Source organism: Burkholderia sp. AU33423 (assembly GCF_002223135.1).
GTDB lineage: Bacteria > Pseudomonadota > Gammaproteobacteria > Burkholderiales > Burkholderiaceae > Burkholderia > Burkholderia lata_D.
In genome coordinates this window covers 1,096,999-1,110,904 of sequence record NZ_NKFH01000005.1, presented here as the reverse complement: position 1 = coordinate 1,110,904, position 13,906 = coordinate 1,096,999, and the positions used below count along the sequence as shown (strand labels likewise).

19 protein-coding genes are annotated in these 13,906 nt (G+C 62.2%); 17 read left to right on the top strand and 2 right to left on the bottom strand.

Translation table 11 applies throughout. The annotated features are described in order from the left end of the window. Window positions 1–421 precede the first annotated feature (421 nt). The 4 genes from rpmH (at window position 422) to yidC (ending at window position 3,048) form a co-directional block, all read left to right on the top strand. Complete coding sequence (gene rpmH / locus CFB50_RS17780) at window positions 422–556, top strand: 50S ribosomal protein L34 (RefSeq protein ID WP_004198824.1); 135 nt, start codon at window positions 422–424, stop codon at window positions 554–556. Between the two features lie 15 nt (window positions 557–571). Then, the gene (rnpA, locus tag CFB50_RS17775; protein WP_021157986.1) at window positions 572–1,033 is read left to right on the top strand and encodes a ribonuclease P protein component; all 462 of its coding nucleotides are present in this window, start codon (window positions 572–574) and stop codon (window positions 1,031–1,033) included. Between the two features lie 75 nt (window positions 1,034–1,108). Beyond that, window positions 1,109–1,375 carry a membrane protein insertion efficiency factor YidD gene (gene yidD / locus CFB50_RS17770; protein ID WP_006750110.1) on the top strand — a complete coding sequence of 89 codons (267 nt, stop codon included), beginning with the start codon at window positions 1,109–1,111 and terminating at the stop codon, window positions 1,373–1,375. 8 nt (window positions 1,376–1,383) lie between these two features. After that, window positions 1,384–3,048 (top strand): membrane protein insertase YidC, encoded by a 1,665-nt coding sequence (gene yidC, locus CFB50_RS17765; RefSeq protein WP_069249182.1) that lies wholly within the window; start codon window positions 1,384–1,386, stop codon window positions 3,046–3,048. 107 nt (window positions 3,049–3,155) lie between these two features. Here the strand turns inward: yidC and CFB50_RS17760 are convergent, their stop codons facing one another. Further along, window positions 3,156–3,587 (bottom strand): transcriptional regulator, encoded by a 432-nt coding sequence (locus tag CFB50_RS17760; RefSeq protein WP_047852380.1) that lies wholly within the window; start codon window positions 3,585–3,587, stop codon window positions 3,156–3,158. A 344-nt stretch (window positions 3,588–3,931) separates the two neighbouring features. Between CFB50_RS17760 and mnmE the strand changes: the two genes are divergently transcribed. From mnmE to CFB50_RS17735, 5 genes are all read left to right on the top strand, one after another. Then, window positions 3,932–5,326, top strand: a complete 1,395-nt coding sequence (gene mnmE / locus CFB50_RS17755; RefSeq protein WP_089446676.1) for a tRNA uridine-5-carboxymethylaminomethyl(34) synthesis GTPase MnmE — start codon at window positions 3,932–3,934, stop codon at window positions 5,324–5,326. 243 nt (window positions 5,327–5,569) lie between these two features. Further along, window positions 5,570–6,799 (top strand): tyrosine-type recombinase/integrase, encoded by a 1,230-nt coding sequence (locus tag CFB50_RS17750; RefSeq protein ID WP_089446675.1) that lies wholly within the window; start codon window positions 5,570–5,572, stop codon window positions 6,797–6,799. A gap of 417 nt (window positions 6,800–7,216) precedes the next feature. After that, window positions 7,217–7,756 carry a PAAR domain-containing protein gene (locus CFB50_RS17745; RefSeq protein WP_089446674.1) on the top strand — a complete coding sequence of 180 codons (540 nt, stop codon included), beginning with the start codon at window positions 7,217–7,219 and terminating at the stop codon, window positions 7,754–7,756. Further along, window positions 7,753–8,508: a VRR-NUC domain-containing protein gene (locus CFB50_RS17740; protein ID WP_089446673.1), complete on the top strand. Its 756-nt coding sequence runs from the start codon at window positions 7,753–7,755 to the stop codon at window positions 8,506–8,508. The genes CFB50_RS17745 and CFB50_RS17740 overlap by 4 nt, the downstream gene beginning before the upstream one ends. 5 nt (window positions 8,509–8,513) lie before the next feature. Then, window positions 8,514–9,632 carry a type VI immunity family protein gene (locus CFB50_RS17735; RefSeq protein ID WP_089446672.1) on the top strand — a complete coding sequence of 373 codons (1,119 nt, stop codon included), beginning with the start codon at window positions 8,514–8,516 and terminating at the stop codon, window positions 9,630–9,632. A gap of 62 nt (window positions 9,633–9,694) precedes the next feature. Here CFB50_RS17735 and CFB50_RS17730 read toward each other — a convergent pair whose 3' ends face one another. Next, on the bottom strand, window positions 9,695–10,288 hold the full coding sequence (locus CFB50_RS17730; protein ID WP_089446727.1) for a recombinase family protein: 594 nt from the start codon (window positions 10,286–10,288) through the stop codon (window positions 9,695–9,697). A 245-nt stretch (window positions 10,289–10,533) separates the two neighbouring features. Here CFB50_RS17730 and CFB50_RS17725 point away from each other — a divergent pair, with 245 nt between their 5' ends. The 8 genes from CFB50_RS17725 (at window position 10,534) to CFB50_RS40020 (ending at window position 13,868) form a co-directional block, all read left to right on the top strand. After that, window positions 10,534–11,424, top strand: a complete 891-nt coding sequence (locus tag CFB50_RS17725) for a hypothetical protein (protein ID WP_089446671.1) — start codon at window positions 10,534–10,536, stop codon at window positions 11,422–11,424. A gap of 96 nt (window positions 11,425–11,520) precedes the next feature. Further along, complete coding sequence (locus tag CFB50_RS17720) at window positions 11,521–11,787, top strand: helix-turn-helix transcriptional regulator (RefSeq protein WP_080364584.1); 267 nt, start codon at window positions 11,521–11,523, stop codon at window positions 11,785–11,787. Continuing rightward, window positions 11,784–12,059, top strand: coding sequence for a hypothetical protein (locus CFB50_RS17715; RefSeq protein WP_089446670.1), 276 nt, complete (start codon window positions 11,784–11,786; stop codon window positions 12,057–12,059). The genes CFB50_RS17720 and CFB50_RS17715 overlap by 4 nt, the downstream gene beginning before the upstream one ends. A 152-nt stretch (window positions 12,060–12,211) precedes the next feature. Further along, a complete protein-coding gene (locus CFB50_RS39535) occupies window positions 12,212–12,595 on the top strand; it encodes a hypothetical protein (protein ID WP_179254185.1) in 384 nt (127 codons plus the stop codon). Beyond that, a complete protein-coding gene (locus CFB50_RS17700) occupies window positions 12,588–12,890 on the top strand; it encodes a hypothetical protein (protein ID WP_089446669.1) in 303 nt (100 codons plus the stop codon). Before CFB50_RS39535 ends, CFB50_RS17700 begins: the two co-directional genes overlap by 8 nt. Further along, window positions 12,883–13,095, top strand: a complete 213-nt coding sequence (locus tag CFB50_RS17695) for a hypothetical protein (protein ID WP_089446668.1) — start codon at window positions 12,883–12,885, stop codon at window positions 13,093–13,095. Before CFB50_RS17700 ends, CFB50_RS17695 begins: the two co-directional genes overlap by 8 nt. Continuing rightward, entirely contained in the window at window positions 13,088–13,435 is a 348-nt protein-coding gene (locus tag CFB50_RS17690; RefSeq protein ID WP_089446667.1) for a hypothetical protein, read from the top strand. Before CFB50_RS17695 ends, CFB50_RS17690 begins: the two co-directional genes overlap by 8 nt. A gap of 10 nt (window positions 13,436–13,445) precedes the next feature. Beyond that, a complete protein-coding gene (locus tag CFB50_RS40020; RefSeq protein WP_256979113.1) occupies window positions 13,446–13,868 on the top strand; it encodes a hypothetical protein in 423 nt (140 codons plus the stop codon). Window positions 13,869–13,906: the final 38 nt, after the last annotated feature.

The following is a 13,906-nucleotide window of genomic DNA, read 5'->3' as shown; positions in this document are numbered from 1 at the left end:
CAAGTAACTGTCGTTTTTTGCATGCACAGCGCGGCTCGCCGGCGCCCTTGTCGCAGTTGCGCAACAAGGCCCGAAGCGGTCGTGCGAGCGTGCGTCGGACGCCTGCGTCACAGTGTCGGAGGGGCAGGCGGGCACCGAAGCGGCGTGCGGGATTCTTGGAGATAAGGCGAGATTCTACCGCCAAACGCGGCCACAGAGCGAGTTATCCACAGGCCGGTTGTGTGGGGCGCGGGGGCGGATCGCTCGGGGCGGGCACAGGCGAGCGACTCCTAAAGTATTGACCGTCAACGGAAAAACGGTTTAAATAGCGGGTTCCGCGAAAACCAATCCTGTATTCCCGGCGATTGCGTTCGCCCGAATGCCTCCGGTTAAGGGCACGCGGTCCCCTGAATTTCGACATTCTCGAACAAGTGAGAACATCATGAAACGTACTTACCAACCGTCCGTGACGCGCCGCAAGCGCACCCATGGCTTCCGTGTCCGCATGAAGACGGCAGGTGGCCGCAAGGTCATCAACGCTCGCCGCGCGAAGGGCCGCAAGCGCCTCGCCATCTAAGGCAGGTTGCGCGCTGTGTCCGCCGTCCGCAGTCCTGCGGAAGGTGCCGTCGAGCCGGGTGCGAATCCGTCGCAGACGAAAGCCGCCTTCCCGAAAGCTGCGCGACTTCTGAAAACGGATGAATTTTCATCCGTTTTTCGTTTGCGCCCCTGGCGGCGCTCCGCGCACTTCGTGATTTACGGCAAGCCGACCGGTCAGCCCGCGCGTCTGGGGCTCGTCGTCGGCAAGAAGTATGCGCCGCGTGCGGTGACTCGTAACCTCGTGAAGCGGCTGGCGCGCGATGCGTTTCGCCTGCGCCGGGCCGAATTCGCCGGTTACGACCTGCTGCTGCGGCAGCACACGCGCTTCGACAAGAAAGCGCTGCCGAGCGCGGCTTCCGCCCCGCTCGCGGCGATGTGCGCGGCCGAGATTCGCGAACTGCTCGACAGGGCAGTCCGGGAGATCGCCCGCCGAGCGTCGAAGCCCGCGTCCGAGTGACGCATCCGTGCCCGGTGCGGCGTTCGCGCCTGCCCGGCCGGTTTTGACGCGGCGCCGAACGGCGTCGCCCAAGGTATGGAAACGGTATTGATCGCCTTGCTGCGCTTCTACAAGGTTGCCGTGAGCCCGATGCTCGGCAACCGTTGCCGTTTTTATCCTTCCTGTTCGGATTACGCGCGCGAGGCAATCCAGTATCATGGCGCCGCGCGCGGCACATATCTCGCCGTCAGGCGCGTGTGCCGATGCCATCCGTTTTCCGCGGGCGGCATCGACCTCGTCCCGCCGCCCAACTCCGACACTCGCGCTCGCGGCGAAGCCGACGCGCGGTCCCATCGACTCTGAGACAACGCATGGATATCAAACGCACCGTCCTATGGGTGATCTTCTTCATGTCAGCTGTCATGCTGTACGACAACTGGCAGCGCGACCATGGACGCCCGTCGATGTTCTTCCCGAGTGCCACGCAGACGGCCCCCGCGGCCGCTGCCGGCGGCGCATCGGGCACGGGCGCGACGACGACCGCAGGTGAAGTGCCTGCTGCCGCAGCCGGCGCCGCACCGTCGACGACGGCACCGGCCGCCCAGGCGCAGCTCGTGAAGTTCTCGACCGACGTGTATGACGGCGAAATCGACACGCGCGGCGGCACGCTCGCGAAGCTGACGCTGAAGAAGCAGGGCGATGGCAAGCAGCCCGACCTGTACATCACGCTGTTCGACCACACGGCCGGCCACACGTATCTCGCGCGCTCGGGCCTGCTCGGCGGCGATTTCCCGAACCACAACGACGTCTACACGCAGCTGAACCCGGGCACGACGTCGCTGACGGGTGACCAGAACGCGCTGAAGCTGTCGTTCGAGTCGCCGGTGAAGGGCGGCGTGAAGGTCGTGAAGACCTACACGTTCACGCGCGGCAGCTACGTGATCGGCGTCGACACCAAGATCGACAACGTCGGCACGGCGCCTGTCACGCCGACGGTCTACATGGAACTGGTGCGCGACAACACGGCCGTCGAAACGCCGATGTTCTCGCACACGTTCCTCGGGCCGGCGGTCTACACGGACGCGAAGCACTTCCAGAAGATCAACTTCAGCGACCTCGACAAGAACAAGGCCGACTACGTGAACTCCGCCGACAACGGCTGGGTCGCGATGGTGCAGCACTACTTCGCGTCGGCCTGGATTCCGCAGCAGGGCGTGAAGCGCGACATCTACGCTGAAAAGATCGACCCGACGCTGTACCGCGTCGGCGTGAAGCAGCCGGTCGCCGCGATCGCACCGGGCCAGTCGGCCGACGTGCAGGCTCGCCTGTTCGCCGGTCCGGAAGAAGAGCGCATGCTCGAAGGCATCGCGCCGGGCCTGGAACTCGTGAAGGACTACGGCTGGGTGACGATCATCGCGAAGCCGCTGTTCTGGCTGCTCGAGAAGATCCACGGCTACATCGGCAACTGGGGCTGGTCGATCGTGCTGCTGACGATCCTGATCAAGGCCGTGTTCTTCCCGCTGTCGGCTGCGAGCTACAAGTCGATGGCGCGCATGAAGGAAATCACGCCGCGCATGCAGGCGCTGCGCGAACGCTTCAAGAGCGATCCGCAGAAGATGAACGCCGCGCTGATGGAGCTGTACAAGACCGAGAAGGTCAATCCGTTCGGCGGCTGCCTGCCCGTCGTGATCCAGATCCCGGTGTTCATCTCGCTGTACTGGGTGCTGCTCGCGTCGGTCGAAATGCGCGGCGCGCCGTGGGTTCTGTGGATTCACGACCTGTCGCAGCGCGATCCGTTCTTCATCCTGCCGGTGCTGATGGCCGTGTCGATGTACGTGCAGACGAGCCTGAACCCGACGCCGCCGGACCCGGTCCAGGCGAAGATGATGAAGTTCATGCCGATCGCGTTCTCGGTGATGTTCTTCTTCTTCCCGGCCGGCCTCGTGCTGTACTACGTCGTGAACAACGTGCTGTCGATCGCACAGCAGTACTACATCACGCGCAAGCTCGGCGGGGCCAAGAAGAAACCGGCCTGACGCCCGTTGCACACGCGGGGCGGTGCGTTCGCCTCGCGATGCACGAAAAAAAGCCGCATGGTTCGCCCATGCGGCTTTTTGCTTTTTGCGGGGCCGGTAATGCGGGCTCAGCCCTTCTTCGCTTCGCCCGAGTCGCCGTAGAACTGCTCGACCAGTTCCTGCACGAGGTAGCGATGATGCGGCGACAACGCTTCGATCTTCGACGCGAGTTCGATCGTCTCGGGCGTCGGTGGATAGCGCTCGTCGCGCGGCAGCGGTTGCGGCGTCGGGTGTTCGATCACGCTCGGCGACGGGCCGTAATGCAGCCAGTGGACTTCGACGCGCAGCCATTCGGCGAGCGTGGCGAGTTTGTCCGACGTCGGGATCGTGCGGCCCGTCAGCCATTTGTGCGCGGTTTGCGGCGAAACGGGCTGCGCTCCGCGGTGGCGCAGATTGAATCGGTTCGCCAGCTCCGTCGCACCGGTGACCTTCTCCGGGCTGCGCCGCAGGGCGAATTTCAGGCGTTCCGAGAACGCGGCTTTTTCTTCGGATGTCGGCATGGGGAGATTGTGCAATTCCACCGCAGCCTCTTAGACAACTATTAAGGATAAACATATCGCGTTCAGGTGAATCCCGGTCTTGATCGAGGTGGGTGGTGGAATTGAGGGCCGCAGCGTTAGGCCGCTCCAGCAGGCATACTCGTCCGAAACGGTGGCTGCGACATGGCGCCGGGCTGATACTTGGCTTATCCCCGGCGGGATAAATTCGAGCGCGTCCGAATCCAGCGCGGCGGGCGGTGACATGTGTGCCGGCACGCTACAATGCCGGCGTTCCGATGCCCGAGGTGTTGCGCGGGCGCACCATATTCACTGATCACCCGATTCATCCCATTCATCCGATTCCCATGCTCGCTACCGATTCCGATCCGATCGTCGCCATTGCCACTGCTGCCGGCCGGGGTGGCATCGGGGTCGTCCGCGTGTCGTTCGGGCGAGGCGGCGAGGCGGCCGCGTTGCCGCTGATCGACGCGTTGTGCGGGCAGAAGCTTGCCCCGCGCCATGCGAGCTACGTGCCGTTCCTCGACGAGCACGGCGCGTCGCTCGACCGCGGGATCGCGCTGTACTTCCCGGCGCCGCATTCGTACACCGGCGAGCACGTGCTCGAACTGCAGGGGCATGGCGGGCCGATCGTGATGCAGCTGTTGCTGCAGCGCTGCCTGGATGCGGGGCGCGGTTTCGGGCTGCGGCTCGCGGAACCCGGCGAATTCACGCGGCGCGCGTTCCTGAACGACAAGCTCGATCTCGCGCAGGCCGAGGCCGTTGCTGACCTGATCGAGGCGAGCACCGAAGCCGCCGCGCGTTCGGCCGGGCGTTCGCTCGACGGCGCGTTCTCGCGGCAGATCCATGCGCTCGTCGACGACGTGATCACGCTGCGGATGCTGGTCGAGGCGACGCTCGATTTTCCGGAAGAAGAGATCGATTTCCTGGAAGCGGCTGACGCGCGCGGCAAGCTCGCGAAGATCCGCGCGCAGCTCGCGCACGTGCTGGGCGATGCACGGCAGGGGGCGCTGCTGCGTGAAGGGTTGTCGGTCGTGCTGGCGGGGCAGCCGAACGTCGGCAAGTCGTCGTTGCTGAATGCGCTGGCCGGCGCGGAGCTGGCGATCGTCACGCCGATCGCGGGCACGACGCGCGACAAGGTCGCGCAGACGATCCAGGTCGAAGGGATTCCGCTGCACATCATCGATACGGCCGGGTTGCGCGAGACCGAGGACGAGGTCGAGCGGATCGGTATCGCGCGCACGTGGAGCGAGATCGAGCGGGCGGATGTCGTGTTGCATTTGCTGGATTCGCGCACCGGGATGACGGCGGATGACGAGACGATCGCGGCGCGGTTCCCGGGCGGCGTGCCGGTGGTGCGCGTGCTGAACAAGACGGATCTGACCGGTGTGGCGGCGTGCGTCGAGCATCCGGCGGCTGAGGGCGACCTGACCGAGGTGCATTTGTCGGCGAAGCGCGGCGACGGGATCGACATGCTGCGTGCGGAGCTGCTGCGGATCGCGGGGTGGCAGGCGGGGGTCGAGGGCGTTTATCTTGCGCGCGAGCGGCATCTGATCGCGCTGCGGGCCGCGCAGGAGCATCTCGCGCAGGCGGCGGATCATGCGGAGCAAAGGGCGCAGTCGCTCGATCTGTTTGCCGAGGAATTGCGACTCGCGCAGGAGCAGCTCAATGCGATTACCGGGGAATTCACTTCGGATGATCTGCTGGGGGTGATTTTCAGCAGGTTTTGTATCGGAAAATAAGTAGTCGCCCGCCGTCACCTAAGTTCCACAAGAAAGAAGCCGCAAAGCCACGCCAGACTTAGATCGACTCCCCATATTCCCCAAAGTTTACCAATCGACAACTAGCGGTTTTTGGCATACAAGATGGCATACACCGCGCCTATGCGCGAAATCCTGTATGCCAAAAACACCTCGTGGCCTTATCTGGAAAGCGTTTCCGGCCGAGGTAAACATCAAGAATCTGTATGCCAAAAGGGGAAGACCATGCCGAAAGTCGTTCAACCGCTGACCGATACCCGCGTCAAGGCATTGCAACCGAAAGCGGCCCGCTATCCTGTCTCTGACGGGGGCGGTCTGATTTTGGAGGTGATGCCATCAGGCTCGAAATTCTGGCGCTACCGCTACTCGCTCCATGGCAAGCGCCAGCCGCCCGTGACGATTGGCGAATATCCCGCAGTCAGCTTGGCGGCTGCTCGTGAGCGCGCTCGCCGATATGCGGAGATCGTGGCGGGTGGCGTTTCCCCGGTCGCGGATGCTCGGAAAGATCGGGGTACGACCAAGGTGCTCAATACCGTGCGTGAGTTCGCGGCGTACTGGCTCGAACAACAGATGGCGGACAAGTCGGCCGAGTATCAGCGGACGACGAAACGCGCACTCGAAAAGGACGTGTATCCGGCGCTCGGCAGCAAACCGGTTTCCGAAGTGACCCCCGGCGATGTGCTGGCGATCTGCGACCGGATCAAGAAGCGCGGAGCGCCGAAGATGGCCTTGCACACCCGCAACGTCATCAAGCGAATGTACGAATATGCGATTGCGCGCCAGCTCGTGACGATCAATCCGGCGCAGGCGGTGGTTGCCCGTTTTATCGCCACGCAGGAGAGCCGCGACCGCGTGCTATCTCCCGACGAACTCGGGCACGTGCTGCGCGTCGTCTATGCATCGAGTATCCGCCGACCGTTGAAGCTGGCGATTCATCTGCTGGTGCTGACGATGGTACGCAAGTCTGAATTGATCGAGGCTAGATGGTCCGAATTCGACCTGGATGCCGCCGTCTGGCGTATCCCGTCTGATCGGATGAAGAAACCCCGCGAGCATTGGGTCTACCTTGCTCCGCAGGCCGTGCTGATGCTGCGTGAGTTGTATGAAACCCGCACGAGCCAGCAATACGTGTTTCCTTCATCTCGCGGCGCGGACCGGCCAATCGCCAAGAGCACGTTAAACCAAGCCGTACGGGCGCTCGATATGGAGGTTCAGCACTTTGTGCTGCACGACTTCCGGCGCACCGCCAGCACGCACCTTCACGAGATGGGGCAGCCGTCAGACGCAATCGAGAAGGCGCTTTCGCACACCATCACGGGAATCAAGGGCGTCTACAACCGTGCGGAGTACGCCGAACAGCGCCGCCACATCCTCGCCCTGTGGGCCGCTTTCGTTGAGGCTCAGATAGACGAGGGGCGCAAGGTGATCCTCGGCAAATTCGCAGCGAATGGGTAGTTGATACGCGCCGCCGGAATGAAATGTCATGGGAACAGCGGGAACATTGGGAACAGATAGCGTAGGGGATTGATTTGTCTGGATTATTTTGTTCCCAAGTTGTTCCCAAACACTCATATATCTTGGGAACAAGCCGGGTACTACGTCGCGGCGCTATTCGCTGCCATAGTCGCCAGTCATGCCGCCGCGCCTGACTGAGCCGCCTGCTGGAACGCTGCGCGCAAAGGAACTCCCCGCGCCGCCGCCTCCCGGGCGCGACAGGGAAAGCGGGCCGCGTGGCCCGTGAAAAGTGACTTTGGCCGGCTGCGTCTGATGCTGCGATGTGCATCTATGAACTTGCCCGGTAACTTTGACAGGGTGGTTACCCTTATTCGGCACGTGCTACATTCCTCGCGTGTTTTCCACTGAGGATTCGGTATGGGCTTCGCATTCATTCGGGACGGCGACACAACCTCGCACGGCGGACGCGTGATCGCCAGCGACATAACCAACACCGTCGACGGCAAAGCGCTGGCATTGCTCGGCGACATGGTGTCGTGCCCGCGCTGCGGCGGGCTCTACCCGATCGTCAAGATTAAGGCCGACCTGCACATGACGTTCAATGGCCGGCCGGTCGTTTCCGAGGGTGACATGACGGCGTGCGGCGCAACCCTGATCGCGTCTCAGGGCACTGCTACGGCCTCTCCGACGTCAGGCGCAGGCGCCCCAGTCGGCGGCGGAAAAAGCGTGATCGCACAGCAGGATGGGGCCTATCGCGGACGTTTCCAGCTCGTCGACGACCACACGCGCGCGCCGCTTGCGAATCACCCCTACACCGTCACGTCGTCGGACGGAAAGACGATACAAGGGACGACGGACGCGAGCGGCCACACGGACTGGCTCAACAGCCAGCAGGGGGCGTCGCTTTCGTTCAGCCATCGGGGAGCGTCCGGGCCGGCCAGCACGAGCGAAGCATGAGCGGCGGATATTCGGGCGGTTCGGCTGTCGGAGGATCGGCCAGCGGCGACGGACAAACGACCGTCGTAGGCGCGACAGAGGGCCTTTCGCCAGATGACAAGAAGGTGCTTTGCGATGCGTTGTGCAAATGCAGCTCGATCGGCGTTGCGACTCGGGGTGGCGGACGCATACTGAGACAAGCATGTGTTGCGCAGCGGCTGGATTTGGCGAACGAAACTTCGCGCATGATGAGCGGCAAGCCAACGGAATACTTGCCGGAAGTCTCGTATGACATGAGACAAGACCCGCCCGCCCCGATCATGTTGGACGACGATCCGCTGCAACCGCACGACTCGCTGTTAGACTGGATTCGCGACAAATGGCCGGGAAGGATGGGAGGCTATCGCAGGGACAAGCGGGCCGGCGGCCCCGGCGTTCGCCGGCCCGACGTGGTTATCGTGAATGACCCCTCTCAGCCGCCGGTACAATCGAACATCAAGAAAGTTGTTGAGATGAAATTCGATGACGGCTTCGGGCGGGGTCAAAGAGACGCATACATTCGCATTGCGGGCAGCAGAAGCAAATACGCTCCGCTGAGTCGGGCCAACTGCGGGTGCTCGGACAAGCAGTCAGAGACACAATCGGCCCGGTCGACACAAAGCCATTCTGCAACCGATGACGTGTTCGGGAACGACACAGGAAGCCATAGCAGCATGGGACCATCCGGTCTGCCACTTCCTCCGCAACAGCCCGGCACTACTGCATTTCCCTGAAGACTATGACGCGTGACGAGCTGGTAGCGTGGGCCAACGATCCACGACGACAAGACACCCTCCCATTCGGGCTATATGAGCCTGCGTATCAAAAGGCGATCGTCGGCGCGGCGTTAGTTGTGCGCGGTGCACTGTACTTCAATGGCGGCCACACCAAGGCTGTTCGTCAGGCGCTCGTGCGTTGCTACGATCGTTACATGGCGACAATCGCAGACTACGAATTGGCGATCGCCAAGGCAGCAGGACTTGAGCCGCCGAAGGCCGGACCGATGCGCTGGTTCTACGAAGAAGGCAAGAGCCCGGCAGCATTCGACAAGGCTCGCGGCTTCGCACGACTGGCAACAGAATTGCAAAGCAGTGAAATGCTTGTGTCCATGACAACGAGCGCAGACCATAAGCTCGCAACGGGCTTTTACGAATTCTCTGTGTTTTGCCTTGAGGACTGGCAAGCCGCAATGGGAACCCGTGGCCTCGATGTGATGGTGTTCACTGTTCCGCGACACTTCCTGCAAATTTGCCCTGGCGCATTTGAGGCGATGTTTGCCGAGTTTGCAGCGGCGGTTCCAACCGTTTGGGGGCACGGCGGATTCGGCGTGAACCTCCCCCCGCTCGATGCTGAGGCGAATGAAGCTAGCGAGTATTTTTGGTGCCGGCGGTACGGTCCGGGCATCGACGTTGGAGACCCTGCTAGCACGTCCATTCGTGACTTAACGGGCAAGATCAAGACTGTTGACTGGTTGACGGCACTAGATGCCGATCTCGTCCGCAGCGTCGGCGGTGCCGACAGATTGATGCTCCCCCCTGACTGGTTCCGTAAAACACCGCTGGGCGATGGCGGCGTCATTATTCAGGCGGGCGTAGAACCGGTCGCAGGCGTGCCGATGGGTAAAGGGGTACCGCCAGCGCCGCCAGCAGCGTATGTCTTGCTGAATCACGCACTGCGTTCAATCGTGGCGGAAACGTCCGATATCCTGCAAGGCGGCACGGTAGATAGCACTGCGCCCCTGCTCAACACGCGCGTGGCAACAGAGGCATGGTTACAGCGATTCAACGTGCCAGACGACGAACTCAACGGCTATTGGGTCGAGTTGCACAAGACGCCCAAATTCCCGGGGTCCTCGTAACTTGATCGGGGCCGCACGCGAGGCGAGACGTGCGGCCGGCACAAAGTAACTTGGCGAGCCGCTTACTCGGTCGCTGCGCATGCCCGCTTGATGGTCGCGGTGCTAACCCCGAAGTGTTCGGCCGCTTGCGCGATGCTCGCGCCGTGTTCGGTCCGCCAGTCCTTAATGTCGGAATAGTTGGTGGCGCGTTGGCGGCCGACATATTTCCCCTCTGCCTTGGCGATGGCGACGCCCCGGCGCTGCATTTCGGCCCGGTTCTTGTAGTCCGCTTCACCCTGTGCTGCCATGAATGCCAGTACGGCATCACGTGTCGCCTTTTCAATCGGGTCTGCTGCGCCGCCGTCGAACACCATGCCATTGAGCGTACATTCGACGCGCACCCCCATATCCATGAGGCGGCGCATCGTGCGGTGCAGTTCGTCATATCGGCGGCTGATCCGGTCGAGCCAGCGGACGATCAACACGCCGCCATGCCGCAAGTCGTGTTCAACCTTGCGCCACTGTTCGCGAGCATCCGGCGCGACGTGATAGCCGCTCACGCCTTCGTCAACAAACACGTCCTTCGCGTTGACGCCGTGTGCCTTGGCATCCGCGTACTGGCTGGCGGCGGATTGTCCGTCAGTAGTAGAGATGCGACCGTAATAGAGTTTCCGCATGTCCTGATAGCTCATTTAAATTGATAGCTCAATACTACTTGCTAGCTCATTAACGGTCAACCCTATTGAGCTACGCTTTCCGTCGTTAGTAGGTAGCTCTGCTAGGTATACCCTAGTGAGCTATCTGGCGGCTCGGTAAATCCTGAGACAATGTCGTCCGTCGAGCCTAGGGCGGCCACCCGAAAACCGGATACCTTCACCGGCTGGCTCGGCGTTCTCCGTGAAGGGCCACGCGAAGGGTGGACATGAGAAAGTCGCGCAACCTCGGACATGAGGAAACAGATCCCGGTGAAGAGCCGGTATCAGCGGACGAGCTGGCTGCGTTTGTTGATCGCGGCCCGTCAGCGAAAATTAATCACGTCTCCGACCATTTTCTGCATCTCGATCCCGCCGACAGGGATAGTCCTGCGGTACAGGCCGCCGCTGTTCAGCTAATCAAAACGGAGTATGAGCGGTGGGAGCGCGAGCATTTCCAGATGGAGCGCCTAGATTTGCTTCGGGCGCGACGGCTTGCATTGAGCGATTCATTGCCGTATCCGCTGGAACAGAATGCGGGGCACGTTGCACGCCTAAGCGGTGGGAAGTACGACCGGGCGGAATGGATGTATGCCTTGTATTTGCGCGGAGTGGAGGAGGCAAGGCGGCGGGCGCGCGCTGGCGGCGACTTGTCCGACCTTCCGAAGCCGGACAAGGCCGTCGCTGCGCAGATTCGAAAGCTATGGCCCGATACGGAGCGCGCGATTGAATTTGCTGTTTCTGCTGATGTCAGCAGCATCCAGCGCGAACAGCGGATTTATGCGTTCGTCCATTGCGGCACCACTCATGCCTTTACCGCTACGCTTGAACTTCTGCGTCGGCGCTTGAAGACCGCTCCGGCGAAACTGGCGGCAGAGGCGGTGCGCCGCGAGACGCGAAAGCGAGACGGATCTGTTGGCCGAGATGCCAATGTCGCGAAGGGTGCGGCAACGCGTGCGCTGGTCAAGACGGAAGTCGCGCGCTATCGCAATCGTGGCGTCCAGATTGGAATCGACGAGCGAAAGGCTATTGCGGACAAGCTGGATATCTCTGAGCGTCACGTGCGGCGCGTGATTGAACAACTTGCCGATGACGATTCAGCGGCGGACATTCCGACGTGAAATTGCAGGACATTCCTGCAATCCGGACATTCCACTTTAAAAGGTGCTGATCGCGCGGCGATAGTCGCTCCCGTTACTGTCACTCAGGGAGCACAAATGTCCGCAAAGAACGCATTCGCAACGCAAGCCCCGGCGACTCTGCCACTTGACGGCTTTTCCAAATGGGCCGATCTGCGTCCCTTCATCCGCCTGTCTCGCGAGACCGTCCGCAAGCTTGAGCGGGAGGGCCGCTTCCCGCGCGCAATCCGTCTGACTCTGCGTTGCACGGTTTTTGACAACAGGGAGACCCATCGTTATCTCGCTGATCCGCTGAACTATCGCGCCGCTGATGTGGTGGGCGATGTGACGGAGGGCGCGCGATGATGAACGCAACGAATGCACGTGCGGCGGCGCGTGAAACCAAAAAGCAAGTCGACGCGGAGTTCTACGATTGCGAGCTGAATCGCTTGTACGAACTGTTTTCGGATGTGTGCGAGCGTACTTCGGATGAGTATCGCGTCGAAGCGGCGCGAATGATTGTAGTCGCGGCGGCCGTCTTTGATCGCGATTCGAAAACGATACCGTCACGTGCCAAGCATGCAGTCCGGCTGCTGAAGGAGGCGATTTTCATGCTCGATCCGAAGGTGTCGGCATGATGGCTCTCCAAAGGCACTTTGTCATGCCAGCGCACAGCGGGCGCTGCGCTCCCTTTTCTGGTCCGTTCCTCTCCCGATTTGCGCACCGCGACTGTACGCAGTATCCTGTGGACGTCGCTGAAACAGCAGCGATTCGGGCTTGGAACCCCGATATGCAAGAGGCGGACGACCGCCGCAGTGCGGTTTTTTTGCGTCCGTATGCCTTCGCGCGCCTTCAAGATCAATGGGTGGGCCATGGCGGGGACGGCTTCGGCCGTGCCGGTTTCCTTTTGCGCCGGTGTTCCAACCCTGTCATGTGCCCGCCCACCTCGTTTGGAACCGAGCGGCGGGCCTCCACCCCAGCAAAAGGAGGCCGCATCTTGCGCCAGTCCACGCACGCCCATGCCGGGCAACAATCCCACGTTATTCAATCAATCGTCCGCGCTGCCCTGCGCGACGCAGCAACCGCCAGCACGTATCAAGACGCGCTTGATGCGACCGGCGCGGTACTGGCCGCCATCGCGGCGCTCGTCCGTGCGGAGGTTCGTCATGGCTGACCTGCGCTGCAAGATTGGCGATCTGGCTATCGTCACGAAATGCGATGCACGCTCACGCATCGGCATGCTGGTCGAGGTTGCATCGGCGCGTCCGACGCCTGACTACGATTGGCGCGTGCGGATCTTGGGCGGTCCCGTCACGGGGCGCAGCGTCCACGGCCGGCGGTTCGGCGAATTCACGCATGCAGCTGTCCATGACTGGAACCTCACGCCGATTCGCGGCGAAGCGGAGCTGAATTGCACGATCGACGTCGGGCAACTCCTTGCGTCGATTCTGGAGGTGCGCCATGTCTAAATTCCGCCTGCCGAACGAAGTAACCATGATCGCCATGAGTGCCGCCCATCAGTTCGCCCACCTCGAAGCGCTGTTCGATGCCGTCCGTTCGCATCTTCCGGAGGGCACCTATGAGCGCTCGCTCGTCGACATGGGGCAAGGTGTTGCGAGCCGCTATTCGGCCGAAATGCGCCGTGCTGCGCACCCGGAGGTATGCCATGACTGATCAGCGCACCCGAACCGCGGTTGTCGACGGATTCGACAACGCGCCGCCGCTCGATACCGGCGCACCGATTGAACTGCAATTCGCCGTCGATCTTGGCGCGATCTGCGCCGACGCATGGCTTGAGCTGAAGGGCAACGTGCGCCTGCACGATTACGCGGCACATCAAACGATGGCCTTTGTTCGCGGACTGGAAGGCTCGATGCGCGAGGCCGGCGAGGTCGATGCACATCGGGTCAATGTAAGTCGACATGCGTTCGCGGCCGGCTTGATGGGACGCGTGCAACAACACCTGTTCGCGGCGCTGGGCGTCGTTACGCGCGATCCGCGCACGACGCACTGAGGGGGCGGGCATGGCAACGAACAACAACAACGCTACGCACGCCGTTTTCGGGGCGTCTTCCGGTCAGGGGCGGGGTGCGGGCGTTATGTCCGTGCATGCGGCCAGCGTCGTCAACCTAGCGGCGTTTCGCGCAAGGACGGAACGCAATGCGCCGTCGCACGTCGGCGATGCGCGTGTCCTGTCGATGGCCGACTACGGCGCAGAGAGCATCGAGAAACGCCGCAATCTCGTTCGTCACAAATTGCTCGCGACGGTGTGCGATCCGGACGACGCGCCGGTCGCATACGTCGCGGCATTCATGCACGGCGACGGACGTTGCACGATTGCGGGTGATGGCGTCGAACGGGAATTCGCGGGGATGCTCAGCGACGGCCTGTCGGCATTGATGGGGAAATTGGAGCGTCATGGCGCAGGTCTGCCGGTAACGCGTTGACCTGACCGATGGCGCGGCATGCGATGCGTATCCGATGC

Excerpts from the sequence above, each read along its gene's own strand:
- CFB50_RS17760 (WP_047852380.1), bottom strand. The coding sequence starts at position 3,587 with ATGCCGACATCCGAAGAAAAAGCCGCGTTCTCGGAACGCCTGAAATTC.
- CFB50_RS17740 (WP_089446673.1), top strand. The coding sequence starts at position 7,753 with ATGAGCGGCGGATATTCGGGCGGTTCGGCTGTCGGAGGATCGGCCAGC.
- CFB50_RS17700 (WP_089446669.1), top strand. The coding sequence starts at position 12,588 with ATGGCTGACCTGCGCTGCAAGATTGGCGATCTGGCTATCGTCACGAAA.
- CFB50_RS17720 (WP_080364584.1), top strand. The coding sequence starts at position 11,521 with ATGTCCGCAAAGAACGCATTCGCAACGCAAGCCCCGGCGACTCTGCCA.
- rpmH (WP_004198824.1), top strand. The coding sequence starts at position 422 with ATGAAACGTACTTACCAACCGTCCGTGACGCGCCGCAAGCGCACCCAT.
- CFB50_RS17690 (WP_089446667.1), top strand. The coding sequence starts at position 13,088 with ATGACTGATCAGCGCACCCGAACCGCGGTTGTCGACGGATTCGACAAC.
- CFB50_RS17725 (WP_089446671.1), top strand. The coding sequence starts at position 10,534 with ATGAGAAAGTCGCGCAACCTCGGACATGAGGAAACAGATCCCGGTGAA.
- yidD (WP_006750110.1), top strand. The coding sequence starts at position 1,109 with ATGGAAACGGTATTGATCGCCTTGCTGCGCTTCTACAAGGTTGCCGTG.
- CFB50_RS17715 (WP_089446670.1), top strand. The coding sequence starts at position 11,784 with ATGATGAACGCAACGAATGCACGTGCGGCGGCGCGTGAAACCAAAAAG.
- mnmE (WP_089446676.1), top strand. The coding sequence starts at position 3,932 with ATGCTCGCTACCGATTCCGATCCGATCGTCGCCATTGCCACTGCTGCC.
- CFB50_RS39535 (WP_179254185.1), top strand. The coding sequence starts at position 12,212 with ATGCAAGAGGCGGACGACCGCCGCAGTGCGGTTTTTTTGCGTCCGTAT.
- CFB50_RS17730 (WP_089446727.1), bottom strand. The coding sequence starts at position 10,288 with ATGCGGAAACTCTATTACGGTCGCATCTCTACTACTGACGGACAATCC.
- CFB50_RS17750 (WP_089446675.1), top strand. The coding sequence starts at position 5,570 with ATGCCGAAAGTCGTTCAACCGCTGACCGATACCCGCGTCAAGGCATTG.
- yidC (WP_069249182.1), top strand. The coding sequence starts at position 1,384 with ATGGATATCAAACGCACCGTCCTATGGGTGATCTTCTTCATGTCAGCT.
- CFB50_RS17735 (WP_089446672.1), top strand. The coding sequence starts at position 8,514 with ATGACGCGTGACGAGCTGGTAGCGTGGGCCAACGATCCACGACGACAA.
- CFB50_RS17695 (WP_089446668.1), top strand. The coding sequence starts at position 12,883 with ATGTCTAAATTCCGCCTGCCGAACGAAGTAACCATGATCGCCATGAGT.
- CFB50_RS40020 (WP_256979113.1), top strand. The coding sequence starts at position 13,446 with ATGGCAACGAACAACAACAACGCTACGCACGCCGTTTTCGGGGCGTCT.
- CFB50_RS17745 (WP_089446674.1), top strand. The coding sequence starts at position 7,217 with ATGGGCTTCGCATTCATTCGGGACGGCGACACAACCTCGCACGGCGGA.